This is a genomic window from Streptomyces sp. NPDC060064 (genome assembly GCF_042736455.1).
Taxonomy (GTDB): Bacteria; Actinomycetota; Actinomycetes; order Streptomycetales; family Streptomycetaceae; genus Streptomyces.
The window spans coordinates 397,687-422,297 of record NZ_JBHWWF010000003.1 but is presented as its reverse complement, the minus strand read 5'-3'; the positions used below and the strand labels follow the sequence as shown (position 1 = coordinate 422,297).

Annotated in this window: 21 protein-coding genes and 5 pseudogenes; 9 read left to right on the top strand and 17 right to left on the bottom strand. The window is 68.8% G+C overall.

Annotation, left to right across the window (positions count from 1 at the left end):
• Nucleotides 1-30: 30 nt before the first annotated feature.
• The 6 genes and pseudogenes from ACFWDI_RS06260 to merB all read left to right on the top strand — a co-directional run.
• A pseudogene (locus ACFWDI_RS06260) lies at nucleotides 31-276 on the top strand (helix-turn-helix domain-containing protein); the annotation flags it as partial.
• 61 nt (nucleotides 277-337) lie between these two features.
• Nucleotides 338-454: pseudogene (locus tag ACFWDI_RS06255) on the top strand (IS481 family transposase); the annotation flags it as partial.
• A gap of 392 nt (nucleotides 455-846) precedes the next feature.
• Nucleotides 847-2,532 (top strand): ribonuclease J, encoded by a 1,686-nt coding sequence (locus ACFWDI_RS06250; RefSeq protein ID WP_385301609.1) that lies wholly within the window; start codon nucleotides 847-849, stop codon nucleotides 2,530-2,532.
• A gap of 145 nt (nucleotides 2,533-2,677) precedes the next feature.
• Entirely contained in the window at nucleotides 2,678-3,406 is a 729-nt protein-coding gene (locus tag ACFWDI_RS06245) for a spermidine synthase (RefSeq protein ID WP_385301608.1), read from the top strand.
• Between the two features lie 832 nt (nucleotides 3,407-4,238).
• Nucleotides 4,239-5,255, top strand: a complete 1,017-nt coding sequence (locus ACFWDI_RS06240; RefSeq protein WP_385301607.1) for a DNA-directed RNA polymerase subunit alpha — start codon at nucleotides 4,239-4,241, stop codon at nucleotides 5,253-5,255.
• A 259-nt stretch (nucleotides 5,256-5,514) separates the two neighbouring features.
• A pseudogene (merB, locus tag ACFWDI_RS06235) lies at nucleotides 5,515-5,799 on the top strand (organomercurial lyase); the annotation flags it as partial.
• Here the strand turns inward: merB and ACFWDI_RS06230 are convergent.
• Nucleotides 5,772-5,974 (bottom strand): annotated as a pseudogene (locus ACFWDI_RS06230) (serine/threonine protein kinase); the annotation flags it as partial. The pseudogenes merB and ACFWDI_RS06230 sit on opposite strands and share 28 nt — an antisense overlap.
• Before the next feature lie 36 nt (nucleotides 5,975-6,010).
• Between ACFWDI_RS06230 and ACFWDI_RS06225 the strand changes: the two are divergent.
• Nucleotides 6,011-6,190: a hypothetical protein gene (locus tag ACFWDI_RS06225; RefSeq protein ID WP_385301654.1), complete on the top strand. Its 180-nt coding sequence runs from the start codon at nucleotides 6,011-6,013 to the stop codon at nucleotides 6,188-6,190.
• Nucleotides 6,191-6,279: 89 nt separating this feature from the next.
• Here ACFWDI_RS06225 and ACFWDI_RS06220 read toward each other — a convergent pair whose 3' ends face one another.
• The 4 genes from ACFWDI_RS06220 to ACFWDI_RS06205 all read right to left on the bottom strand — a co-directional run bounded on the left by ACFWDI_RS06220 (nucleotide 6,280) and on the right by ACFWDI_RS06205 (nucleotide 11,835).
• Nucleotides 6,280-10,152, bottom strand: coding sequence for an AAA domain-containing protein (locus ACFWDI_RS06220; protein WP_385301606.1), 3,873 nt, complete (start codon nucleotides 10,150-10,152; stop codon nucleotides 6,280-6,282).
• The gene (locus ACFWDI_RS06215; protein WP_385301605.1) at nucleotides 10,149-10,550 is read right to left on the bottom strand and encodes a hypothetical protein; all 402 of its coding nucleotides are present in this window, start codon (nucleotides 10,548-10,550) and stop codon (nucleotides 10,149-10,151) included. Before ACFWDI_RS06215 ends, ACFWDI_RS06220 begins: the two co-directional genes overlap by 4 nt.
• Before the next feature lie 214 nt (nucleotides 10,551-10,764).
• Entirely contained in the window at nucleotides 10,765-11,454 is a 690-nt protein-coding gene (locus ACFWDI_RS06210) for a restriction endonuclease (protein ID WP_385301604.1), read from the bottom strand.
• Nucleotides 11,455-11,565: 111 nt separating this feature from the next.
• Nucleotides 11,566-11,835 carry a hypothetical protein gene (locus tag ACFWDI_RS06205; protein WP_385301603.1) on the bottom strand — a complete coding sequence of 90 codons (270 nt, stop codon included), beginning with the start codon at nucleotides 11,833-11,835 and terminating at the stop codon, nucleotides 11,566-11,568.
• A 330-nt stretch (nucleotides 11,836-12,165) separates the two neighbouring features.
• Between ACFWDI_RS06205 and ACFWDI_RS06200 the strand changes: the two genes are divergently transcribed.
• A complete protein-coding gene (locus tag ACFWDI_RS06200) occupies nucleotides 12,166-12,330 on the top strand; it encodes a hypothetical protein (protein WP_385301602.1) in 165 nt (54 codons plus the stop codon).
• Nucleotides 12,331-12,757: 427 nt separating this feature from the next.
• Here the strand turns inward: ACFWDI_RS06200 and ACFWDI_RS06195 are convergent, their stop codons facing one another.
• The 7 genes from ACFWDI_RS06195 to ACFWDI_RS06165 all read right to left on the bottom strand — a co-directional run bounded on the left by ACFWDI_RS06195 (nucleotide 12,758) and on the right by ACFWDI_RS06165 (nucleotide 19,644).
• A complete protein-coding gene (locus tag ACFWDI_RS06195) occupies nucleotides 12,758-13,336 on the bottom strand; it encodes a hypothetical protein (protein WP_385301600.1) in 579 nt (192 codons plus the stop codon).
• A gap of 2 nt (nucleotides 13,337-13,338) precedes the next feature.
• Nucleotides 13,339-14,499, bottom strand: a complete 1,161-nt coding sequence (locus ACFWDI_RS06190) for an ROK family glucokinase (protein ID WP_327326893.1) — start codon at nucleotides 14,497-14,499, stop codon at nucleotides 13,339-13,341.
• A gap of 213 nt (nucleotides 14,500-14,712) precedes the next feature.
• Nucleotides 14,713-15,540 carry an ATP-binding cassette domain-containing protein gene (locus ACFWDI_RS06185; protein WP_385301599.1) on the bottom strand — a complete coding sequence of 276 codons (828 nt, stop codon included), beginning with the start codon at nucleotides 15,538-15,540 and terminating at the stop codon, nucleotides 14,713-14,715.
• On the bottom strand, nucleotides 15,537-16,601 hold the full coding sequence (locus ACFWDI_RS06180; RefSeq protein WP_327326891.1) for an ABC transporter permease: 1,065 nt from the start codon (nucleotides 16,599-16,601) through the stop codon (nucleotides 15,537-15,539). The genes ACFWDI_RS06185 and ACFWDI_RS06180 overlap by 4 nt, the downstream gene beginning before the upstream one ends.
• The gene (locus ACFWDI_RS06175) at nucleotides 16,598-17,611 is read right to left on the bottom strand and encodes a sugar ABC transporter substrate-binding protein (RefSeq protein ID WP_385301598.1); all 1,014 of its coding nucleotides are present in this window, start codon (nucleotides 17,609-17,611) and stop codon (nucleotides 16,598-16,600) included. Before ACFWDI_RS06175 ends, ACFWDI_RS06180 begins: the two co-directional genes overlap by 4 nt.
• Nucleotides 17,612-17,739: 128 nt before the next feature.
• Nucleotides 17,740-18,738, bottom strand: coding sequence for a sugar ABC transporter substrate-binding protein (locus ACFWDI_RS06170; RefSeq protein ID WP_385301597.1), 999 nt, complete (start codon nucleotides 18,736-18,738; stop codon nucleotides 17,740-17,742).
• A gap of 186 nt (nucleotides 18,739-18,924) precedes the next feature.
• On the bottom strand, nucleotides 18,925-19,644 hold the full coding sequence (locus ACFWDI_RS06165; RefSeq protein WP_385301648.1) for a GntR family transcriptional regulator: 720 nt from the start codon (nucleotides 19,642-19,644) through the stop codon (nucleotides 18,925-18,927).
• Between the two features lie 155 nt (nucleotides 19,645-19,799).
• On the opposite strand from ACFWDI_RS06165, the gene ACFWDI_RS06160 reads away from it, so the two are divergent.
• Nucleotides 19,800-20,804, top strand: coding sequence for a Gfo/Idh/MocA family oxidoreductase (locus tag ACFWDI_RS06160; protein WP_385301596.1), 1,005 nt, complete (start codon nucleotides 19,800-19,802; stop codon nucleotides 20,802-20,804).
• A 79-nt stretch (nucleotides 20,805-20,883) separates the two neighbouring features.
• On the opposite strand, the gene ACFWDI_RS06155 is transcribed toward ACFWDI_RS06160, so the two are convergent.
• The 5 genes and pseudogenes from ACFWDI_RS06155 to ACFWDI_RS06135 all read right to left on the bottom strand — a co-directional run bounded on the left by ACFWDI_RS06155 (nucleotide 20,884) and on the right by ACFWDI_RS06135 (nucleotide 24,594).
• Entirely contained in the window at nucleotides 20,884-22,077 is a 1,194-nt protein-coding gene (locus ACFWDI_RS06155; RefSeq protein ID WP_385301595.1) for a cytochrome P450, read from the bottom strand.
• An 11-nt stretch (nucleotides 22,078-22,088) separates the two neighbouring features.
• Nucleotides 22,089-22,508 (bottom strand): PaaI family thioesterase, encoded by a 420-nt coding sequence (locus tag ACFWDI_RS06150; protein ID WP_385301594.1) that lies wholly within the window; start codon nucleotides 22,506-22,508, stop codon nucleotides 22,089-22,091.
• A gap of 65 nt (nucleotides 22,509-22,573) precedes the next feature.
• A pseudogene (locus ACFWDI_RS06145) lies at nucleotides 22,574-22,693 on the bottom strand (cytochrome P450); the annotation flags it as partial.
• A 3-nt stretch (nucleotides 22,694-22,696) separates the two neighbouring features.
• Nucleotides 22,697-23,368: a response regulator gene (locus ACFWDI_RS06140; RefSeq protein WP_385301593.1), complete on the bottom strand. Its 672-nt coding sequence runs from the start codon at nucleotides 23,366-23,368 to the stop codon at nucleotides 22,697-22,699.
• Nucleotides 23,365-24,594 carry a sensor histidine kinase gene (locus tag ACFWDI_RS06135; protein ID WP_385301592.1) on the bottom strand — a complete coding sequence of 410 codons (1,230 nt, stop codon included), beginning with the start codon at nucleotides 24,592-24,594 and terminating at the stop codon, nucleotides 23,365-23,367. Before ACFWDI_RS06135 ends, ACFWDI_RS06140 begins: the two co-directional genes overlap by 4 nt.
• Nucleotides 24,595-24,611 lie beyond the last annotated feature (17 nt).

Genomic DNA, 24,611 nt, shown 5'->3' with positions numbered 1-24,611 from the left:
AGTTGGGTCTCTCGTAATTAGGAGACCTGCATGACCGAACTTGAGCTCTCAAGGCGTGCCAAGCACCGGCTGGCAGTGCTGCGGCATGTGGAGGAGGTGAGCGGCAGTGTGGCCGCCACCTGCCGCTACTACGGCATCAGCCGCCAGTGCTACTACATCTGGCTGCGGCGCTACGAGGCCGAGGGGCTCGAGGGGCTGAAGGACCGCTCGAGCGCACCGCACCATACCCCGCACGCCACCAAGGCAGACGTCGTGGAGAAGATCCTGTGGCTCCGCCAGCAGTATCACTTCGGCCCGGTCAAGATCGCGATGTATCTGGAGCGCTATCACGACGTGAAGGACCACCGCCCTGGCAGACTTCCTGCACACCTACAACCACCACCGCTGCCACACCGCACTCGCAGGCCAGCCACCCATCAGCCGCGTGAACAACGCTGCAGGTCAATACAGCTAGGGGGCGGCGCGAGGGCACGGATGTCGGCGCGGTCATCAGCAGCAGACCTGCCACGGTTGAGCCCCCAGCCGGGCCTCGGTGAGGCGGTCGACGCGGTCGGCGTACCGCTGGCGGACCGCCTGACGGAAGACGCCGAGGTGTTCGCCGATCAACGTCCGGGAGTGTCAGGCAGCACTCACCCGGCGTACGACCTGGTCGACGGCCACGTCCGCTTGGCCGGACAGGTCTTTGGTGACGGCGACGACGGCATCCAGCAGGGCGAGTTCGTCGTCGCTACTGGCGCGGGCGCAACCCCGCTCCACCCCGCTGACCGCCGCAGCCGCGCCGTGTTGAACCGGCTGGTTGGGGCAGCCAGTGGATCACCTCGGCAGACTCTCCGGTAACGTCAGAATATGAGTCATCCGCATCCCGAACTGAAAGCCGCCCCTCCCCTGTCTGAAGGAGGGCTGAGGGTCGTCGCCCTGGGCGGTCTGGGTGAGATCGGCCGCAACATGACCGTCTTCGAGCATGCCGGCAAGCTGCTCATCGTCGACTGCGGCGTGCTGTTCCCCGAAGAGACCCAGCCCGGCGTGGACGTGATCCTGCCGGACTTCACCTCGATCCGTGATCGCCTGGACGACATCGTGGCCGTGGTGCTCACCCACGGCCACGAGGACCACATCGGTGGCGTGCCGTATCTGCTGCGAGAGCGCTCCGACATCCCTGTCGTGGGCTCGAAGCTGACACTGGCGTTCCTGGAGGCCAAGCTCAAAGAGCACGGAATCCGGCCGCGCGCGGTGCGGGTACGTGAGGGCGACCGGCGCGGCTTCGGCCCCTTCGACTGCGAATTCGTGGCGGTCAACCACTCCATCCCGGACGGTCTCGCGGTCGCGATCCGCACCGGGGCCGGGCTGGTGCTGCACACTGGTGACTTCAAGATGGACCAGTTCCCGCTGGACGACCGCATCACCGACTTGCGCGCCTTCGCCCGCCTCGGCGAGGAAGGCGTCGATCTTTTCCTCACCGACTCCACCAACGCCGAGGTCCCTGGCTTCACCACCTCCGAGCGCGACCTGAACCCGGCGATCGAGCAGGTGATGCGTACCGCCCCGCGCCGGGTGATCGTCTCCAGTTTCGCCAGCCATGTGCACCGCATCCAGCAGGTCCTGGACGCCGCGCACCAGCACGGCCGCAAGGTCGCCTTCGTGGGCCGCTCCATGGTCCGCAACATGGGCATCGCCCGCGACCTCGGGTACCTGAAGGTTCCCAGCGGCCTGGTCGTGAGTACCAAGGAAATGGAGAAGCTGGCGGACCACAAGATCACCCTGGTGTGCACCGGATCCCAGGGCGAGCCGATGGCGGCTCTGTCTCGGATGGCCAACCGCGACCATGTGATCCGCATCGGCAAGGGCGACACCGTCCTGCTCGCCAGCTCCCTGATCCCCGGCAACGAGAACGCCATCTACCGGGTGATCAACGGGCTGACCCGATGGGGCGCCCATGTCGTCCACAAGGGCAACGCCAAGGTGCACGTCTCCGGGCACGCCAGCGCCGGTGAACTCGTGTACTGCTACAACATCGTCAAGCCCCGCAATGTCATGCCCGTGCACGGCGAATGGCGCCACCTGCGGGCCAACGCCGACCTGGCCATCCGTACGGGGGTCGATCCCGAGCGGGTGGTCATCGCCGAGGACGGCGTCGTCGTCGACCTCGTGGACGGGCGTGCGTCGATCACCGGCAAGGTGCCCGCGGGCAACGTCTACGTGGACGGCATGGAGGTCGGCGGCGCCACCGAGGCGTCCCTGAAGGACCGCGTCACCCTCGCGGAGGAAGGCGTGGTCACCGTAGTGGCGATCGTCGATGCCGACACGGGCGCCCTTGCCGAGACTCCCGACTTCCTGGCCCGCGGGTTCGTCCACGACGACACCACCTTCGAACCGGTCATCCCTGTCATCGAGAAGACTCTGGCGACCGCAGCCCAGGAAGGCGTCGGCGACGCACACCAGCTGGAACAGCTCATCGCCCGTGCCGTGGCGAACTGGGCCTTCCGTACCCACCGCCGCAGGCCCCTCATCATCCCCGTCATCATCGACGCCTGACCGGCGGCCCCCTTCCCCTCCCCTGCCCTGCCCTGCCCTGCCCTGGCGGCAGCAGGGACGGTTTCGCGCCTGCGTCCACACCTGCGCAGAGCGGCGTTCCAGGCACCGACTTCGGGCACCGACGGCGCGTCAGAAAGGTGAACGGATGAGCGCGCGTTTCGAGGAGATCGACTGGCGCCCGACAGCGATGGGCGACATCAGCCTGCGGCGCCGACGCGACCCGGCATCGGACACCGATGTATACGAGGTGAAGCTCGGCGACGAGTTCTTGATGTCCAGCCTGTTCACAACCGGCGAGATCGCGCTTGCGGAACTCGGACTGGCGAAACTGCCCTGCGCCGAACTGGACATTGCCGTCGGCGGACTCGGACTCGGGTACACCGCCGAGGCTGTGCTGGACGACCCCCGAGTGCGCTCGCTGACCGTGATCGAAACGCTCGCCGAAGTCATCGCCTGGCATCAGCGGGGCCTGGTCCCTCTCGGCGCCCGGCTAACTTCGGACGCCCGCTGCCGCCTGGTTCAAGGCGACTTCTTCGCGATGGCGGCCGATTCGTGCGGTCTGGACCCGAGGGAGCCGGGCCGCCGCTTCCACGCCATTCTGCTGGATGTCGACCATTCGCCGCGCCATGTGCTCCACCCGCGCCACGCGGCGCTCTACCAGCCTGCCGGGCTACGCGCTCTCACCGAACGCCTCCACCCCAACGGGGCCTTCGCCCTGTGGTCGAACGACCCGCCGGACAAACAGTTCACCTCCGCACTCACAGAGGTCTTCCCGCAATCAGCGGTCCATCTCGTCGACTTCGACAATCCCCTGCAAGGAGGCACCTCGACCAACACCGTCTACGTGGCCAGGACAGAACCAGGCCCGCCGTAGGCAAACAGTTCGGCCAGCCCCGGGTCGGTCATCGCCATCACCGCGTACCAGGGCCGCATCAGGTGGAAGGTGCGGCCAGCCTCGTCCGGAAGCAGCGCCTCGACGACGGCGACCAGGACGGCTGCGGCCCGCGCCGCTGAGGTGAGGCGAACTGGACCCTAAAGGTGTCCCGAGCAGGAGGACCAGGGTCTGCAGATTCTCGGTCACGGAGACGCACAGCCTCCACGGGCCGATGACGAGGCTGTCCTCGTTCCGGTCGCGAAGCAGCCCCGGATGGCTCAGCGCACTCACAGCGACGCACGGTATGAAGCGCCACCACATCCCCGTTCCCCGTACCGGACGCACCAGCGGGCCGGGCTTCCACTCCAAGTCTAGCGGTTCGCTATTGCTGCTGGTCAGGCGGGTAATTCTGAGGGCAGCGAGCTGACTGGTCGTCACGCGGGCCGATCTGCGGCCGCGGAGGCGGGACCAAGTGCAGGTCTGCTCGGGTCCGTCGGGCGGAGCGCGCGAGGGCTTCGGTGGTTCTGACACAACTGAGCGACGAGGAGACGTTCGGCTAACCGGCGATCATGGTCTATGTTGCGCTCGCCACCGGCGGGCTCCGGCCTCACCATCCCCGATGTGACCTCGATCAGGAGTCCACCCCGAAGGACCGACGTACAGGGTCATGCCATCGGGGACGAGCACTAAAGCTCATCCCATGAGGCACTTGAGGTTGCGGGCGCCGTGCACCACGAGGAAGTGCACGCGGTCACCAGAGACCGTATCGCCCGTACCCTTCGTGGTGTCTACGGCGTCATAGCGGGCGCCCAACCACTGGAGGCAACACCCCGTGCTGATTGCTCAGCGTCCGTCCCTGACCGAAGAGGTCGTCGACGAGTTCCGCTCCCGGTTCGTGATCGAGCCGCTGGAGCCGGGCTTCGGCTACACCCTCGGCAACTCCCTGCGTCGTACGCTCCTCTCCTCGATCCCGGGTGCGGCGGTCACGTCCATCCGCGTCGACGGCGTTCTGCACGAGTTCACCACCGTGCCGGGCGTCAAGGAGGACGTCACCGACCTGATCCTCAACATCAAGCAGCTGGTCGTCTCCTCGGAGCACGACGAGCCGGTCGTGATGTACCTGCGCAAGCAGGGCCCGGGTCTTGTCACCGCCGCCGACATCGCGCCCCCGGCCGGTGTCGAGGTGCACAACCCCGACCTCGTCCTCGCCACGCTCAACGGCAAGGGCAAGCTGGAGATGGAGCTGACCGTCGAGCGCGGTCGCGGTTACGTCTCCGCTGTGCAGAACAAACAGGTGGGCCAGGAGATCGGGCGCATCCCGGTCGACTCGATCTACTCGCCGGTGCTCAAGGTCACGTACAAGGTCGAGGCGACCCGTGTCGAGCAGCGCACCGACTTCGACAAGCTGATCGTCGACGTCGAGACCAAGCAGGCCATGCGTCCGCGTGACGCCATGGCTTCGGCCGGTAAGACCCTGGTCGAGCTGTTCGGTCTGGCCCGCGAGCTCAACATCGACGCCGAGGGCATCGACATGGGCCCGTCCCCCACGGACGCCGCCCTTGCCGCCGACCTGGTGCTGCCGATCGAGGAGCTGGAGCTCACCGTCCGTTCGTACAACTGCCTCAAGCGCGAGGGCGTCCACTCCGTGGGTGAGCTCGTCGCCCGCTCCGAGGCCGACCTGCTGGACATCCGCAACTTCGGTGCGAAGTCCATCGATGAGGTCAAGGCGAAGCTGGCCAGCATGGGCCTGGGCCTCAAGGACAGCCCGCCCGGATTCGACCCGACCGCCGCCGCACTCGGCGCGGACGACGACGCGGACGCGGGTTTCGTGGAGACCGAGCAATACTGAACGCTGCGCTGCGCCGGTCATAGAGACACCTCGCGTACAGGGACAGGAGAACCTCCACGCTGTTCCCTGCCCGCTGAGCGACCTCGGCCGGGTCCGCGCCCGCGCACAAACCCTGGCGAAGGCAGCCGGCGACAAAGCGGCGCAGCTCCGCCACTTCACGCACGACCCGCTGCTCGGCCAGCCGCGGTCGCCGGCTTCTGGGCTTGCCTGCTGTGCCCGTCACCCCAGCTGGTCTGGCGCAAGGCGACCCCGGCCGGGGTTCCCCGCCGTCCTCGGCCACACCGCCCAGGTCACCTCCCCATGCCGGGCCACCGGGGACCCGGTCCGCCTCACCGCGACGCCCGACGGACCCACGAACGTGGAGCCGGCCACCGCCGTGGTCTCCATCGTCACCCCCGACGCGCCCACCACGGTCCGTGCGTCCTTCTGCAACCAATGCCGACACCTGACTGCGATGGCGGCCGCCTCGTGCGGGGCCAGGGTGCCGCGCATCGACCGCTCCTGGGCCGGGCTTCAGCCGTCGACGAGCTCCATGACCAGGTAGAGCCGGCCGTGGAGGGAGCCGAAGTCGTACACGCCCACGACGTTCGGATGGTTGAGACGGGCCGCGGTGCCTCCAGCCGGAACCGCTCGATGTCCGTCGCCTCGTCCGTTCTCAGGAGCTTGACCGCGACGGGGCGCCCGAGAACCTGGTCAGTCGCTCGCCACACCTCGCCCATCGCGCCGCGTCCCACCACGTCGAGCAGCTGCGGGGCATGACCTTCCACGAGCCGGGCCAGACGAGCGTCCACTTCCCGGATCTGCGCGGAGAGCTGGCCGATCCGGTGAGCCGGCAGACCCAGCGTGATCCGAGTGGCCTGCAGCACCGACTCCTCGCCGACCGCTTCATGTTCCCGAGCACTCAGTACACGCACGCCCAGCCCGCAGGCTGGTGAAGACGATGCGATGCAGCGCGGCGTTGGCCTGACGGTCGCCGCCGCCCTTGAGGCGACGGAACTGCCGGCGTCCCGAGGAACACCGAGTCCTACGGCTTGCCGAACAGTGGGTCCAACAGGGCTGGCCCAGCCAGAATCCGCCATGCCGGCACCCGGACAGTCCGCTCCACGGGCTCAAACTTCGCCCCCGTACCACCGGAGGGCAGTCCAGTGAGCAAGTCGCCGCGCGCATGCATCAGCCGCAAATGTCGGGCCTGATCCTGGCCGTGCACGGGCCCAGGATCAATGAGCACCGCCGTGTTCGCACCATCCACCGTGAACAGCAGGTCCACGCTGTGCCCGCCCATCATCGCTGCGCGCTCCAGTTCGGTGACTCCACGGAGACCGAGGTACTCCTGGAGCTGGTCCCCGAGCTCTTCACGCAATCCCGAAGGCGCCCGCATCCCGAAGGCCGCGTCCTGTTTCGTTTCGACCCCCGCTCGCAGCACCGCCGCTCGCTCCGCGAGCAGCGCCGGCAACCCGGCCTGGCCCTGCCAGAAGGCGTGACTGCCCACCGTGATCAACTGCGACTTGGCCCGCGTGACCGCCACATTCCACAGGTTGACCTGGCTCGCCACCCAGTGCGTCGTACGCGGAGGGGTGTTGCCGGTCGCTACCGGACTCAGCACCATCACGTCACGCTGCCCACCTTGGAAAGCGTGAACAGTGCCGACCCGCACCCGGTCGTCATCTGCCCATACGCATGCCAGCGCTTCCTTCTGGGCTCGGAATGGTGTGACCACCCCGACCGTCGCATGGTCGGGCAGCCGCGCGAGCAGCTCGTCCACCGTCTCCCGCACTTGCTCGGCCTCCGCCGCATTGCGCCAGGACTGGCCTCCTGCGCCGCGCGCGGATTCGCCGTGTGGTACGTCCACCCACCCCAGCACCGGGGCCGGATGGATCGCCCTTATCGGGTCGACAGCCGGAACCTGGTTCCGGACATCGGTCAGGACCTGCAACTGACCGGCGTAGCAATAGCCGTTGACCACATCCGCGATGGCCGGATGGCACCGGTAGTGCTCGTCGAGCAGCAATGCCGCTTCACCGTGCTGCGCGGCTGCGTGATAGGACGAATACACGTGGTAGGTGAGCCGGCGGTCCTCCAGCTGGGCCGCGCTCAGTCCCGAACGAATCCTTGCCTGCCGCTCCTGCTGTGCAGTGATCCCGGGAATGTGCCCGAGCTGCATGGGGTCGCCGATGATCAACGCCCTTTTCGCCCGGAACAGCAGAGGCAACACCGACGGAATCGAGCACTGACTCGCTTCGTCGATCACGACCAAGTCGAACAGCTTCGGCGCCAGTTCGAGCTGCCGTATCGAGTGCGTGCTGACGGCCCATCCCTTCAGGTGCGCCATCAGATTGCGCTGGCTCCGCTGAAAGCCGGAGCGCTGGCGCAGCGCTTGAAGTCGCTGCCCCATCAGCGAACGGCCACGGGCCATGGCCTCGGCGGCCACTGCACCGGCCAGTTCACCGGAAGCCTCCGACAAGCCGGCGGCACTCTCCAGCCGCGCCTCCTTCAGACTTTCCTCGTCCCAACCGAGATGCTCCGGTACGAGCCCCCGCAGCGCCCGCTCCACGGCCACGGCCTCCCCCAGGGCGAGAAGGAGTTCGGGCGGGACAGGCCGCTGCGTTGCCCAGACCGGCCACGCGCTCGGCGGTCTGTCCTCAGCGGATCGGACGATGGCGGACAGCGCGCGCCCTCTGCGCCACCGACCGAACGCGAACCGCCGGGCGCCGGCTGCCTTCCGAGCCCGCTCCTCCCAGCGTGCGAGTACCGCGACCTCACTGCCGGCCCATACCCCTTCGAGCAGTTCCACCGGCAGCCCGAGCTCGCCCACCCGCCGGGCCCGGTCCCGCAGCAGCTCCAGCAGACGCGCCTCCTCACCGACAAGTCGGGCCGCCTCCGCCCTCTCTGACGCGGCCCGTGCGTGCCGGTTGCGCAGCTCGCCGGCCACGGTGTTCGAACTTCGTCCAGGTGCCTCGACGGGCTGGGCGAGCAGGCGTTCCAGCTTCGCGGCCTCGCGCTCCAGGGCTGCAGCGTTACCCGTCCGCATGAGCAACCCCGGCGAGATCGCATCACAGCGCTGGGTCACCACGTCCACGGCCTCGTTGTTCGTGGACGCGACGAGCACGGTCTCCCTCGCAGCGACCGCTGTGGTGACCACCGCGGTCACGACCTCGCTCTTCCCGGTGCCAGGTGGTCCCGTCGCGACGGTGAGCGTATGCGTCATCGCCGAGGTGATCACCCGCTCCTGGCTCTCGTTGCACGGCCCTGGAGCCACCACGACCGGGGCATTGCGGCCAGGGTCGCCTCCGGCATCGCCACCCGTCAGGAGCACGTCCAGCGCGGTACCGGAAATCTCCCCGGTGCGCGTGGACATCTGAAGGAGGTTGTCCACGAGGGCTTCGCTCGCGATCCGTTCCACGCCCGAGGGCGCGAGGAGGACGGCAGCGTTGTGGGCACCGGGCCGCAGCGAATCCATGACGGACCGCTCGCTGAGTGCGGACAGGTCGAGCGGCTCCAGCTCCGGCAGCCCGAGCTTCGTCAGCAATTCCCGTACGGCCGCGACCATTTGGGCACCGTTGCCCTCCTGCCAGGCCGGCTGCCAGCGAGCAAGAAGCTCGGCAGCGTCGTCGTCCTCAAGCAGCTCCGTGATCACACTCGTATGCAGGGACGGAACACCACGGGAGCGAAGGCGGTCGCGACCGGCCTCATCAGGAGCAAGATCCATAGGCTGTATCAGGAGCGGAGCGATCCGCACCGCGGCCCGCCGCCGTCCGTCCCCACCACGCTCGGGCAGGGTGACGGCCGGATACCCGTACCAGTACTCCTGCAGGCCGGCTCCATCTGTCTGCGCACCCGTGCTCTTCGGCCTGGGTAGTTGCTGGGGAGCTGGAAGGCCGGAGCCGAGGCCGCACTGCACGGTCTCAGAGCCCTGCCCCAGCAAGAAGTACGCGGAGCCGCGGCCGCTGTTCCGGTCGGGCAGCATTCCGCTCGCTGCCTGGGCGCCCAGGCAGCGAGCGTAGTAGCGCAGGAGCCGCTGCCGGTCCACACCGTCGCGGGCATCTTCCCCGGCCAGCTGCTGGGCCTTCAGCAGGGCCGTGGGCCGGGCGGCAGGAGCGTCTTCGCGAGGCGGAGCAGGCAGCTGAACCGAGCGGGCCACGGAGCGCGCGAGCGGAAGCGAGTGCGTCGCCCGGATCGTGGACTTGGTCGGCCGCTGCTCCTGCGGCACACCGTTGCGGACCATCTGCGAGGTCAGATAGTCGAAGAGGTCATCAGGGGTGATCCAGCCACTGTCCTTGATCCGCCCGCTGCGCAGCCCCTCCACGATCTCGCCGGTGAAGCGGGAGGTGCCGAGAGAGGAACCGGCCGGCGCCATCGCCGATGCCGCCTGGAGCGCGTCGGAGGCGGTGATGAAGTACACGCCGGTCGGCCGCAGCAACGTGCTGGGCACGGGCCCATCGCTTGCGTCTGCAGCGCCTTTTGCAGTCCACCCTTGTACGACGGAGCCACTGGAGCAGCAGTCAAGGAGGACGACCTTCGAGGAGGCCCGGCATGACTGGAGCATCCGCTCCAGAAACTCGGCAGGTACGGCGGTGCCCGGCAGATCGTCCGGGTCGGCGTCCCGGGTGAGAAAGTACAACTGCCCATCGGCTTCGCAGAATTCTCCATGCCCGCTGAAGTACAGCAGGGCCGTCTCGCTGGACTGCCGCGCCTCCAGAAACTCCTCGATGGCATGCAACATCTCAGCCCGAGTCGGCTCGGGGACCATCGCGCACTCGTTGTACATGCCGATCTCAGTGCTTTGCAGCACCGCCTGCATGTAGTGCAGGTCCGCCCGGACGGGCGGGAGATCGGGGTAACGGTCGCTGGCGTATGTGGATACGCCGATGAGCATGGCGTAACGGTCGTTCTGACTCACTCCGCGCCCGGTCCATCTTCGTCGCTGTCGGCGTGGGTGCCACTGAGGAACCGCTCGATCTGCTCCTCGTCATTGCGGGCTTCCTTGCCGGTGATGCGCAACGTCGCCCCGTCGGGCCGGGTAACGACAACCGTCCGGTGCGGTACGCGGGCCAGCCAGACCTGGATGCCTGCAGCGGCCATGGAGCCGCCGCTGAAGACCAAGCCGATCAGGTCCGTGATGGGTCCGCCCTTGCCGGTGTCGCTCACCGCCGCCTGCCCGGACACGTCGAGGGCCGAATACGGATCCGATTCAGCGAGTGCGTCGAGCAGCTCACGCGCTTCACGCCGGGCGCGCAGCGGATCTTCATCAAGAATGGAGACTCGATATCCGGTCGCTCCTGCGTGGCTGGTGCCCACTCACTCCCCCTTGAGTCCCCTTGTGCAGTGCGCACACGGAGCTTCAAAGCTATCGACAGCGACGAAGGCCGGCCCTGCGCATTTCCGAAACCGTGCTGGTCAATGGCGCGAAATAGGCGCCAGAGTGCACCAGTCCCCGTGTTTCCAGAAGGCGTCCAACAGCACGCGACTGGGCACGCATTCACCGAAGCGCGCTTCCAACGCCCCTTGAACATCAGGCCGGCGAGTTCCGCTTCGTTCTGCCGTCGCCAAGCCCACCGAGCGGAACCAATGTCTCCAGATGGGCCCCTTTGACCCAGGAACCCAGCAAGTCCCGGTGCAGGGCCACAATGCTCTGCCGCAGCGCCAGCCCTTGCGCTGCTTTGGTGAACGTACGGCAGATGGTGACGAAGACTGCGACGTCCGCGCCGTGCTCAAGACGGGCGGTGCCCACGAACTTCTGCATGTCCTGCGAGGACACGCTGCGCTCCGGTGCGTACTTCTTGCACTGCACGACCAATTTGCGGCCGTCCGGGAAGTAGCCGACGACGTCGGCGCCCAGGTCACCGCTCTTGCCGCTCACGACAACCTTCGTACAGCCGTCCCGGCGGCACAGGTCGGCGATGTAAGCCTCGAAGTTCTGCCAGGACAGAGCGTCGACCTCCGTCATCGACAGCTCGCGCGCCTTTGCTTCCTCCTGCGCCCGCCACTTTCGGTCCTGGCCCACCGCGTCCGAGTGCGCACGCCACAACCTCCAGCCGACCCCGGCCACCACGATCACGCCGAGCGCGACCACGAGGACCGGCCACACCGCAGCCCAGTTCCCCACCAGCCACACCACGGCGACCACCGCCGCGACGCTACTCCAACCCTGTAATTGCCGGCGCGTACGTTTCCTCAACCGCCGGCGTCGTCGTGTCGCCATGACTCCCCCACTCCCCCTGCCCCGCCGCCTGTGATCAGAAGTGTGAAAGCCCCGCCCCATCGCGGCAAGAGGGCCGGGCCTGCGCCATAACGGCGCATGCCGGCGTGTGCGTCAGCGGTCGAACCGGATCGGGTACGACACCGTCGGCTGCGGCGCGGGCTTGGGATCCTCCCCACCCTCGAAGTGCACCGGATACGTGGCCGTCCATCCCGGCGGGGGCTCCGACCGTGATCCCCCACTGCTGCCGGATGTTCCGCTGTAGCCCGCGACGGCGAACCCCAGCACCACCAGGATCGCCATATCCCGTCGCGCTCCCGGCGCCCACCGGAAGTATCGGCGCACCTTGGTGCCGCCGCGCTCGTGCTCCTCCACCCAGGGCATGACCTGCTCCTCTCTCCGCCCAACTCCGAGACGCAGGCGGCCTGTTGAGCAGATGACATCACCCGCCACTGACAGCCAGTCACCCCTGACCCTCGCAACGGCGACGAATACCGGACGCAGGCGCAGCCGTTTTACCCGCGCTCAAAAACGACGACCAGGCAGTTTGGCTACAGGAACGAGCGGAACAAGCCGACTTGCCCAGGGCCGCCCGAACTCGGTGCGCCGCTGCGACCGGCCGGGAGCCGCCCAACCGCTACTGAGGCCCTATTGCCGCCGCTCTCACGCGGGGCGGCCTGGAGGACACCGCGACGAGGCGGAGGGGGTCCGGCGGTGGACTTTCTGTTCACATGCGGATGGTGCGGTGAGGAGAACGAGCTCTACGGCGAGCGGACGGGTTTCTGGAACAACCGCTTCTGGCTACCGGACACGTTCGACTGCTGGAGCTGTGGCGGCAACAGCACCGTGCCGGCCCCACCCTGGACTCCGGCCGACTAGCATCACCCCCGGTCACGCCGAGCACTCGGGCTCACCGACGAGACCGCTCGGCGTCAAAAGCCTGCCGTCGTGCCGGAGGTACGGGACGCTTGCCCGACATCAGCGCACCGACGCCGGACCCGGGTGCGCAGAACCCCCGACGGCCTGGCCAGCGGGGGTTCTGCAGCGCGTCTTCTGTCACGTCGCTGTCACGAGCCCCATGGATGCTCCCGCGTCACAGGGCTCGGACTGGACCTATGCGCCCCCCATGGACCAGCTGGACGCCCAGAGATGGCTTCTACAACCTGTGCCAGGTGGTGTCCAGAGAGGGGCCGAGGATGAGCACGGGGGCGTCGTCGGGACCGTCGATCCGGTACTGCAGGGTCTTCGGGGGCGTCTGCGTCTCACTCACCCTCTCCACGCTATCCAGTGAAGTTTCGTTGTCCGGTCAGGGGGTCGCTGTCGATACCACGTACACCGTGGGGCGGGCCGTGTCGCTCAGGTCGACGGTGATGTCCTGGGTGGGCTGCGGGTCCTTCTGCGGGTGGCTGGTGCCCGCCCAGTCGCCCTGACCGGCGCTGAAGTCCCAGCCCGCCGTCGCGGCGTCGCGCGCGCTGATGGTGACCACGCCGTCGTGGAGCTTGGCGCGGCTCGTTCCCACGCCCTCCAGGAACAGGTCGAGCCCGCCGGAGGTGGTGCGGAACTGCACGAACAGCCGGCTGGTCTTCCAGTTGCTCGTCTCGTAGTAGGCAACGTCCGTGGACTTCGGCGGGATGGGCACCTCGAAGACACGGCGCTTCGTCTGGGAGGGCCAGGTCTCCCGCAGGCTGGTGGCCGAGGACTCCGCCTCCTTGTCCCGGCCACTGTCGCGGCTCTGCTCGGCGGAGATCACCAGATAGCCGGCCGGGACTCCGACGAGCAGCACGATGATGATCGCCGTCAGCCAGCGGCGGCGGAGCATATGGCGCCGGTCCTCGGGAGGGTGGGCGCTGTCGTCCGGAGAGGTGGACTGTCGGGGCACGGTCATGGCTACGGTTCCTGGGTGGGGCGGGTGGTGCTGGAGTTACGGATGGCCTGCGCATAGCGCTCGTACCGCTCGTGGCGCTCCACACGGCGCCGGTTGGCCCGGCGGAAGCGGCGCGCCACGAGCCGCGCGAGATCGGCCGCGCCGACCATACCCGCCTCGGGGCCGAGCTGAGCTTTGGCGATCCGGGCCTCCGGGCGGTAGCCGCGGCCGGTGAGATGCCGGCGGAAGGCGTCGCGGGCGGGCCCGATGAGCAGGTCGTCGGCGGCGCTGACACCGCCTCCGATGACGAAGCACGAGGGGTCGAGAGCGGCGGCGAGGTTGGCGATGCCGACGCCGAGCCACTGGCCGATGTCCTGGAAGAGCTCGATGCACATGGCGTCGCCCTCGCGGGCGAGTTCGGTGATGAGCGGGCCTGTGATCTCGGGAATGTTGCCGCCGACGCGCTCGATGAGGCTGTGCGCGACCGGGGAGTCGGCGGCGGCGAGTTCGCGGGCCTCTCGCACGAGCGCGTTGCCGGAGCTGTACTGCTCCCAGCAGCCGCGGTTGCCGCAGGGGCAGCGGTGGCCACCGGGCACGACCTGCATATGACCGAACTCACCCGCGACTCCGTACTTGCCGCGCTTGACCTGGCCGTCCTCGAGGATCGCACCGCCGATGCCGGTGCCGAGGGTGATCATCACGAGGTGGTCCTCGCCGCGGCCCGCGCCGAAGCGCCACTCCGCCCAGGCGGCGGCGTTGGCGTCGTTGTCGACCAGTACGGGCACGGCGAGCCGGGCCGCGACGGCGTCGCGCAGGGGCTCGTTGCGCCAGGCCAGATGGGGCGCGAAGAGGACCTTGGAGCGGTCGGCGTCGACCCAGCCGGCCGCGCCGATACCGACGGCGTGCACATCGTGACGGTCGGAGAGATCGAGCACCAGCTCGCAGATGGTGTCCTCGACGACCTTGGGGCTCTTGGACTTGTCCGGCGTCTCGGTGCGGATCTTCTCCAGGATGACCCCGTCGGCGTCGACGACGCCCGCCATCACCTTCGTACCGCCGATGTCGATGCCGACCGTCGGAACCCGGGGCGCGGAGAGGTGAGAGCGCCGTTCCCGGGTGCCGACAGTCTTCAGGACGGTGGCGCGGGCGGAGCCTCGGTGGGCGAAGTCGCGGTACGTGCTCATGTCCCTGCGGGGTGTCGGGGGCCGGGTGCTGTCACGGCCCGGGGTGGGCGGTGCCCACCGGGCCCGATTCTGCCATCCGGCGGATCCGGGGGCGCGGGGCTCCGCCCCCGGATCCTCGGTCCTCAAACGCCGGACGGGCTGAAAACCCGGCCCCGCCGACATTTGAGGCGCGGGGTCTGGGGCGAAGCCCCGGGACGGACCACCGCAGGCGCGCTACGGCGTGGGCGGCTCGTCCTTCACCGGGTGACCGCCCAGGTGCGTCGGCACCGGCGCCCTCTCCAGTTCGTGTCGCAGGTCCTCGAGCTCGCTGCCGCCCGCCATCTGCCGGGTGAGCTCGTCGAGGGTGACCGAGTCCTTGGTGTGGCTGGCGGACATGGTGCCGCGCTTGAGCAGTACGAAGCGGTCGCCGACCAGATAGGCGTGGTGCGGGTTGTGGGTGATCAGCACGACGCCGAGACCCGCGTCGCGTGCCGCCGCCACATACTTCAGTACAACGCCGGACTGCTTGACGCCGAGCGCGGCGGTCGGCTCGTCCAGGACCAGGACCTTCGCGCCGAAGTAGACGGCCCGGGCGATCGCCACGCACTGGCGCTCACCGCCCGAGAGCGTCCCGATGGGCTGGTCGACATCGCGCAGATCGATGCCCATCCGCAGCAGTTCGGAACGGGTCGTCTCGCGCATCAGCTCGACGTCGAGGCGCTTGAAGGGACCCGCGCCCTTGGTCGGCTCGGAGCCGAGGAAGAAGTTCCGCCAGACCGGCATCAGCGGTACGACCGCGAGGTCCTGGTAGACCGTGGCGATGCCGCGGTCCAGGGCTTCGCGCGGGCTGGCGAGGTTCGCCTGCTCCCCCTCGATCAGGAAGGTGCCCGTGTCGTGCCGGTGCAGACCCGCGATGATCTTGATCAGAGTGGACTTGCCGGCGCCGTTGTCGCCGAGCACACAGGAGATCTCCCCGGCGTGGACCTCGAGCGAGACGCCTTCCAGCGCGCGGATATTGCCGTAGTACTTACTGACGTTGTCGAGCTCGACGAGGGCCGTCATTTGCTTGCCTCCGCACGCTTACGGACCCATGCGTTGAGCAGGGTGGCCAGAAGGAGCATCGCCCCGAGGAAGAACTTGAACCAGTCCGGGTTCCACTCCGCGTACACGATGCCCTTGCTGGTCATGCCGAAGATGAACGCGCCGACCGCGGAGCCGATCGCCGAGCCGTAGCCGCCGGTGATCAGACAGCCACCGATGACGGCCGCGATGATGTACGTCAGCTCATTGCCGACACCTTCGCCGGACTGCACCACATCGAACGAGAAGAGCAGATGCTGGCCGGAGATCCAGGCGGCGAAGGCGACGCCCATATAGAGGCCGATCTTGGTCTTGTTGACCGGGACACCGACCGCGCGGGCCGCGTCGGCGCCGCCGCCGACCGCGAAGATCCAGTTGCCGAAGCGTGTACGCAGCAGGATCCAGGTGGCCAGCGCCACCAGGACGAACCACCACAGGATGGTTACCTTCAGCGTGACGTCACCGAGGGTGAGCTGCGAGGCGAAGAGCTTCTTGGCCGACTCGAAGCCCTCCATGTCGGCGATGGACTTGGTCGAGACCGTGCCGCTGATCAGCTTGGTGAAGCCGAGGTTGAGGCCGGTCAGCATCAGGAACGTACCGAGCGTGATGATGAAGCTGGGCAGTTTCGTACGGGTCAGCATGAAGCCGTTGAAGACCCCGACCGCGAGCGTGACGAGCAGCGAGACGAGCACGCCGACCCAGACGTTCGCCGTCATCTGGTAGCTGAACATCGAGGAGATGAGCGCGGAGCTGGTCACCAGGACGCCGGCCGAGAGGTCGAACTCGCCGCCGATCATCAGCAGCGCGACCGGTACGGCCATGATGCCGAGGGTCGAGGCCGCGTACAGGACGGTGGACAGGCTGGACGCCCGCAGGAACGATTCGGCGATGATCGAGAAGAAGAGGAAGACCGCCACGGCGCCGACCACCGAGCCCAGTTCGGGCCGGCCCAGCAGCTTGCGAAGCGGCGAGGTGCGCAGCAGCCGCTCGTCGGTCTTGGCCGGTGTGCTGTCCGGTGTGGCAGGTGGTGCGGTAGCGCTCATCGGGTCCCCCGCTCCGTGTATTGCTGCAGCTCGGCGGCGTCGTTCTTGGTGATGATCTGCGGTCCGGTGAGGACGGGCCGCCCGCCGCCGAGGACATCGGCGTTGTACTTGTAGAGCCAGAGCAGATCCACAGCCTCGTACCCCTGGAGGTACGGCTGCTGGTCGACGGCAAATCCGAGGGTGCCGGCCGTCAGAGCGGTGGCGACCTTGGCGTTGAGGTCGAACGTGTCGACCTCGGCCTCGCTCTCCGCGGTCTTCCTGGCCTGGACGGCGGCGTCCGCGAACGGCGCGCCCAGGGTGACGACGGAGTCGATGGAGCGGTCGGCCTGGAGCTTCGCCTCGATGGACGCCTGGACGTCGGGCATGTTGGTGCCGTCGACATACAGGTTCTGCATCTGGCCGCCGAAGGTCTTCTTCGCTCCGGCGCAGCGCTGCTCGTGGCCGACGTTGCCCTGTTCGTGCAGCACGCACAGGGCCTTCTTCTTGCCGCGTCTGTCGAGCTCGTCGCCGACGGCCTCGCCGGCGATCGTCTCGTCCTGGCCGATATGGGTGAGCGCGCCGTACGCCTTGGACTGCTCGGAGCCCGAATTGACGGTGATCACCGGGATGCCGGCCTTCTCGGCCTTGGCGATGACGTCCTTCATCGCGTCGGGCTTGGCGAGCGAGACGATCAGGCCGTTGACCTTCTTGTCGATCGCCGTCTGAACGAGCTGGGCCTGCTGCTGGCCCTCGTCGCTGTGGGAGTAGAGGAAGTTGATGTTGTCCTTGACGGCGGCCTGCTCGGCGCCGTTCTGGACGATGTCCCAGAAGGTGTCGCCGTCGCCGGAGTGGGTGACCATGGCGAAGGTCCAGCGAGGGGTGGTCACCGCGGCCTTGCCGGCGGCGGCCTGTGCCTTGCGGGCATCCTCCGCGCGCTTGCCGCCGGTGCTGCTGCATCCCGCCAGGGAGGCTCCGAGTACCGCTGCCAGCACCGCGCCGAGTGCGCGTACCCCTGTCCTTGCCCTCGCCACGACCCCGTGCCCTTCTTGCCGTACTCGCTGTGCTTCCCGGTGCGGCCGGGGGGCGTGGTGACGCGCCCCGGCCGCCCAAGTATGTGTCACAGCAGGTCGGAGGGTGGGCATCGGGTATGCCTCGTAGGTCATCGGGTGCCGTCGGCGGTGAGCTTCTCCAGCGCGGGCACGTCCTTCTCGGTGACGAGGGCGGGACCGGTGAGGATCGGCTTGCCGCCGCCGATCACATTGCCGTTGGTCTTGTTGAGCCACAGCTCGTCGATGGCCAGGTAGCCCTGGAGGTAGGGCTGCTGGTCGACGGCGAAGCCGATCTGCTTGGCCTTGAGCTGCTTGACCACTTCGGCGTTGAGGTCGAAGGTGTTGACCTCGGCGCTGGAGGCCGCGCCCTCCTTGGCCTTGACGGATGCGGCGGCGAACGGCGCGCCAAGTGTGACGACGGCGTCGATGTCCTTGGCGCTCTGCAGCTTCGCCTCGATGGAGGAGGTGGAGGCGGGCATGTTGGTGCCCTCGACGTTGAGGTTCTCGACGGTGCCCTTGAAGGTCTTCTTCACTCCTGCGCAGCGGGCCTCGAGCGAGACATTGCCCTGCTCGTGGATGACACAGATCGCCTTCTTCTTGCCGCGCTTGTTGAGCTCCTCGCCGACGGCCTCGCCGGCCACGGACTCGTCCTGGCCGATATGGCTGAGTGCACCGACATCCTTGGAGAACTCGGCGCCGGAGTTGATCGTGACGACGGGTATGCCGGCCGCGACGGCCTTCTTGACGACGTCCTTGACCGCTTCCGGCTTGGCGAGGGTGACGACAATGCCGTCGACCTTCTGGTCGATGTAGGTCTGGACGAGCTGGGCCTGCTCCTTGCCCTCCTTGTTGGCGGCGTAGAGGAACTCGACGTTGTCCTTGCGGGCCGCGACCTTGGCGCCGCTCTGGACGATGTCCCAGAAGGTGTCGCCCTCGCCGGAGTGCGTCACCATGGCGATCTTGAGGCGGCCGGTGGTGGCCGGTTCGCCTCCGCCGCCGCCCTTGGAGGGGCTGTCCTTCGCCTCCTTGCCGCCGGAACTGCTGCATCCAGCGAGGACGACCAGGGCACATGCGGCGAGCAGGGCTGCTGCCGTGCGGGTGGTACGCATGGTGGGTCCGCCTTATCTCCCGGCCGCCCGGTTGCGGCTGGGTGCGTTTTTACGGCGGTCCCGAGACGCAGTCAAGACTTTGTCCGAACATTCTTACGCGAAGGACATTCTTACGTGGCCGAATCGTGCGGGTGGACCGGGTCACCGCGGGGCACGGCAACGGCCGGGCGGCGCCCGGCCGGCGGGTCACGGCCGGACGAGGAGCTGGAACTCGAAGGCGTAGCGCGAGGCTCGGTAGATGTGGGAGCCGAACTCGACCGCGCGGCCGGTGTCGTCGAAGGTGGTGCGCTCCATGGTCAGCAACGGAGCGCCGGTCGCCTCGGTCAGCAACTCCGCCTCCAGCTCGGAGGCGGCCCGCGCCCCGACCGACTGCCGGGCGCTGTGCAAGGTGATCCCGGCGGCCCGCATCATCCGGTACAGGCCGGTGGCCTCGAGCCGCTCCGTGTCGCATTCGAAGAGGCCGGCCGGCAGATGGTTGCGCAGCCGGGCCATGGGCTCGCCGTGGGCGAAGCGCAGCCGCTCGATCAGCTGGACGTCACTGCCCTCCGGTACGCCGAGGGCGGCCGCGACCTCGGCACTCGCGGGCTCGAAGGCATTGCGCAGCACGATGGTGGCCGGCCGCTGGCCGGCCGCCTCGAGGTCGTCGTAAAGGCTGCTGAGCTCCAGCGGGCGCTTGACCTGGCTGTGCACGACCTGGGTGCCGACGCCCCTGCGGCGCACCAGCAGGCCCTTGTCGACGAGGGACTGGATGGCCTGGCGGACGGTCGGGCGGGACAGCCCGAGCCGGTTGGCCAGCTCGATCTCGTTGCCGAGCAGGCTGCCGGGGGTGAGGGTCCCTCTCTCGATGGCTGCTTCCAGCTGCTGCGAGAGCTGGAAGTAGAGCGGGACCGGACTGGTGCGGTCCACGCTCAGCTGGAGAGACAGGGACGGGTCCGTCACGTGTCTGGGCTGCTTGGGCACGGAGCGAGCGTAGTCGCAGTGAATGTTGACGGGAAGTCGTGAAGTTCGGTTGTCAGGACAAAGTCTTGACATGGCGGCGGGCCGGGCATCACCTTTGGGCCATGCGCATCGGACTCATCGGTACGGGACGAATCGGCTCTTTCCACGCGGGTGTGCTCAGCCGCCATCGGGAGGTCGGTTCACTGGTCGTGGCGGATGCCGACGCGGCACGGGCGGCCGAGGTCGCCGAGCGCACCGGGTCCACCGCCGCGCCGAGTGCCGATGAGATCTTCACCTGGGGCGTGGACGCCGTGGTGATCGCCTCGGCGACCGCCGCCCATGCCGAACTCATCGCCCGCGCCGCCCGCGCCGGCCTGCCCACCTTCTGCGAGAAGCCGATCGCGCTGGACCTGCCGGGCACGCTCGGCGCGCTCCGTGAGGTCGAGCAGGCCGGCACCCTGCTCCAGCTGGGCTTCATGCGCCGGTTCGACGCGGGCTACACGAAGGCCCGCGAGATCGTACGGTCGGGTGCGCTCGGCCGGCTCCACACCGTACGGGCCATCACCTCCGACCCCGCCCCGCCGCCCGCCGCGTATCTGCCGCTCTCCGGCGGCCTGTACCGGGACTGCCTGGTCCATGACTTCGACATCCTGCGCTGGGTGACGGGCCGCGAGGTCGTGGAGGTGTACGCGACCGGTTCGGACGCGGGGCCCGCGATGTTCCGCGAGGCGGGCGACGTCGACACGGCGGCGGCGGTGCTCACTCTGGACGACGGGACCCTGGCAACCGCCACAGCCACCCGCTGCAACGGCGCGGGCTACGACGTACGGATGGAACTGGTCGGCGAGCTCGACCAGGTCGCGGTCGGCCTGGACGACCGTACGCCGATCAGCTCGACCGAGCCCAAGGGCCCGCGCGCGGCGGACAAGCCATGGCCGGGCTTCCTGGAGCGGTTCGCCCCGGCGTACGAGGCGGAGCTGGACGCGTTCGTACGGATGGTGCAGGGCGAGGCGGAGAATCCGTGCGACGGGCGGGAGGCGCTGGCGGCGCTGCGGATCGCGGAGGCGTGCGAGCTTTCGCGGCGGGAGCGCCGTCCGGTGCGGCTCGAGGAGATCCCCTCCGACTGACAACCGGCCGACCGGGCCGACGGACAACCGACCGACCGGCCCACTGACCTGCCGACCGGCCGACTGACGACCGGATCCCCTACCAGGTGACGGGCAGGCTCTCCGGGCCGCGGATCAGCATGCCGGTGCGCCAGGTCAGGGCCGCCGGATGCGCTTCCAGCGCCAGGTCGGGGCAGCGCTCCAGCAGCGAACGAATCGCGATCCGCGCCTCCAACCTGGCCAGCGGGGCGCCCAAGCAGTAATGGATGCCGTGCCCGAAGGCGAGGTGGCCGCGGCTGTCGCGCCGGATGTCGAAACGGTCCGGGTCGGGGAAGCGCACCGGGTCGCGGTCGGCGTCCGCCAGTGCGATCAGCACGAGTTCGCCGCCACCCGGGATCGTCGTGCCGCCGATCTCCAGGGGCTCGGTGGTGAAGCGGTACGTCGGCGTCTCCAGCGGTCCTTCGTAGCGCAGCATCTCCTCGACCGCGCCGTCGAGCAGCGAGAAGTCGGCACGCAGAGCGGCCAGTTGGGCAGGGTGGGCAAGCAGGGCGAGCACCCCGTTGGAGATGAGGTTGACGGTGGTCTCGTGCCCGGCGACGAGCAGCAGCCAGGCCATGCCCAGCAGTTCCTCACGGCTGAGCCGGTCGCCGTCCTCGTCCGCCGTATGGATCAGCGCGCTCATCAGGTCGTCGCCGGGCTGCTCACGCTTGTCCGCGAGCAACTGCGCCAGGTACTGCGTCATCTTCGCGGACGCATCCATCCGCGCCTCGCGGTCGGTCGCGGCGAGCGCCGTGTTGGACCAGGACCGGAAGGTGTCCCGGTCCAGGAACGGCACGCCGAGCAGTTCGCAGATAACGGCCATGGGCAGCGGGAAGGAGAGCGCGTCCACCAGGTTCGCGCGCCCGGCAGGCACCATCTCGTCCAGCAGCCGGTCGGTGATCTCCTGGACGCGCGGGGCGAGTTGCTCCACCCGCCGCATCGTGAACTCACGCGCCACGAGCTTGCGCAGCCGGGTGTGCATCGGTGCGTCGGAGCTGAGCATGGTGACACCCGAGGCGATCTGGCGGATTCCGAGCTCCGGGGAGACATTGCGCCACTCCTTGGACAGCCGCGGATCGGCGAGTGCGGCACGCCCCGCCTCGTGTCCGACGATCAGCCAGGCCGCGTAGCCCTCGGGCATCCGTATCCGGTGGACCGGGCCCCGGGCCCGTAACCCGGCGTAGACGGGATAGGGATCGCGGGTGAAGTCCTCACCGAGCGCGGCAAGATCGACGACGGCTGCTTCGGTGGTCATCGGCTCCCCCCTCAGGACTGCTGCGCGGACAGTACGGTGCCCTGCGCGACGGCGCAGAGTGTCTCCTCGCCGTCCGTGTTCACCGCGTACAGATCGCAGCGGACGACGGCCTGACGGCGGCCAGTGTGCACGACGGCGGCACGGGCCACCAGGGTGCGCCCGGTCGCCGGGCGGATGTACTGGACGGAGAAACCGCCGGTCAGCACCGCGGGCCCGAGGGTCGTACCGGCGGCGAAGGTGATGGAGTTGTCGGCGGCGTACGCGAGCACTCCCCCGTGCAGATAGCCGTTCTGCTGGTGCAGCTCTTCGCGGATGTCCACTTCGAGCACGGCCTCGCCGCCGCCGAACCCGGTGATCCGTGCCTGGAGCAGCCGGCTGAACGGCTGGCTTTCGAGAATCTTCCGGGCCACTTCGAGGTCAAGTCCGGGCATCGTTGTGCTCCTTGGGAAGTCGGTGGCGAAGGAGTCCGGTCAAGCGCTCACTCGTCGATGATCCGCTACCACCGCACCGGCAGGCTTCGCACCCCGCGCATCAGCATGCCGGGCAGCCAGTCGAGCGGGCCGGCGGCCGGGTCGAGGGCCAGGTCCGGACAGCGTTCCAGCAGAGTACGGACGGCAGCCTACGTCGGCTCCTCCTCGTCGAGCAGACCGGCATCATGGGCCAACAGAGCGATTTGGACGCGATTGTTGAGCTCCAGTTTGGCCAGGATGCGGGAGACGTGCGTCTTGACCGTCGGCACGCTCATATAGAGCGTCGCGGCGATCTCGGCATTGGACCGGCCGCGGCCGACGGCGACCGCCACCTCCCGTTCGCGTTCCGCGAGCGAGGTGAGCCGCTCGGTCGCTGCGGCTCTGCGGGTCTGGTGGGTGTGCTCCGCCACATGCGTCATCAACTGGCGGGTGACGGCCGGGGAGAGCACCGGATCGCCGGCCGCCACCCGCCGTACCGCCGCGACGATCTCGGTCGGCGGAGTGTCCTTCAGCACGAACCCGGCCGCACCCGCGCGCAGCGCCCGCAGCACCTGTTCGTCGGCGTGGAAGGTGGTCAGGACGACGACCTCGGGCGCGTCGGGGCGGCCGCGCAGCGTCTCGGTGGCGGTGAGACCGTCCACGGCCGGCATCCGGATGTCCATCAGCACCACATCGGGCGAGAGCCGGTCGACGAGCGCCTCGACCTCGGAGCCGTCGGCCCCCTCCCCCACGATCTCGAGGTCGTCCGCCCCGCCGAGCATGAGAGCGAGTCCTGCCCGTACGAGAGGGTCGTCATCGACGACGATCAACCGGATTGTCATGAGGGCCACGGTAGCCAGGCCTGGACACGGAATCCGCTGTCGGCTGTCGCTCCGTGCTCGAGCCTGCCGCCCGCGAGGGTGGCGCGTTCGGTCAGACCGATCAGTCCCTGGCCCGAGCCCGGCACCTTCGCCGCCTCACCGAGAGGGGCTGGATTGGCCACGTCGACGGTGAGACCGCGGCCGGGTCCGCCGCTCACGGCGACGGTGACCTCCGTGCCGGGCGCGTGCTTACGGGCGTTGGTCAACCCCTCCTGGGCGATCCGGTAGACGGTGCGGCCGGTGGCTGCGGGGGCGGCGGCCGGGTCGGTGATGCGGTTGTCGAGGGTGACCTTCATGCCCGCCTCGCGGGACTCGGCGACCAGCGCGTCGAGCGTGGCGAGGGTGGGCTGCGGCCGGTCGGCTCCGTCGCCGTCGCCCGGTGCGCGCAGCACGCCGATGATCTCGCGCAGATCCTGGAGCGCCTCGTGCGCACTGTCGCGGATCACTCCTGCGGCCCGGGCGACCTCGGCGGGCGGCGCGTCCGGCCGGAATTCGAGGGCGCCCGCGTGCACGCTGAGGAGGGTCAGCCGGTGAGCGAGCACATCGTGCATCTCGCGGGCGATCGCCTCACGGGCCAGGCGCTGCGCCTGCTCGGCGCGCAGCTCGGCCTCGGTCTCGGCCCGCCAGGCTCGCTCGCGCAGGGCGACAACGAGCTGACGGCGGGCTCGTACGAGCATGCCCCAGCCGATGACCAGCAGGATCAGGATGAGCCCGGTGACGACCGATGCCAGGAAGGACATGCCCGGGTCGGGACGGACAGCGGCCTGTGCGGCCGAGCCCCCGATGGCGAGGGCACCGACGATCGCAACGGGCTTGAAGGGGCGGTGCACGGCGAGGCTGAACAGGCTCACCAAAAGCGCGCCGGCGGCGACCGGCACCACCACGCTGACGACGATCAGGGTGATCGCGAGCCCGAGCGGTGCGCGCCGTCGCGCCCAGAGCGCGCAGCAGGCCGCCGCGCCCACCAACTGGTCGGCGAAGACGACGAGCTCGGAGTCGCCGGCCTGTTGGCTCGCCTCGGAGGCGAGCAGGCCGATGACCGCGGCGATGACGAAGACGAAGGTGTCGACGATCCAGTCGCGTGCGGTCCGGCGCGGCCTGGCCCTGCTCCGGTGGCCGGACAGGTCCGGGTCCCGGGGGTCGGACATGGCTGAGGGCAGCAGCCAGGGGTACTCCGTACGCGTCATATCGACAAAGCTACGCA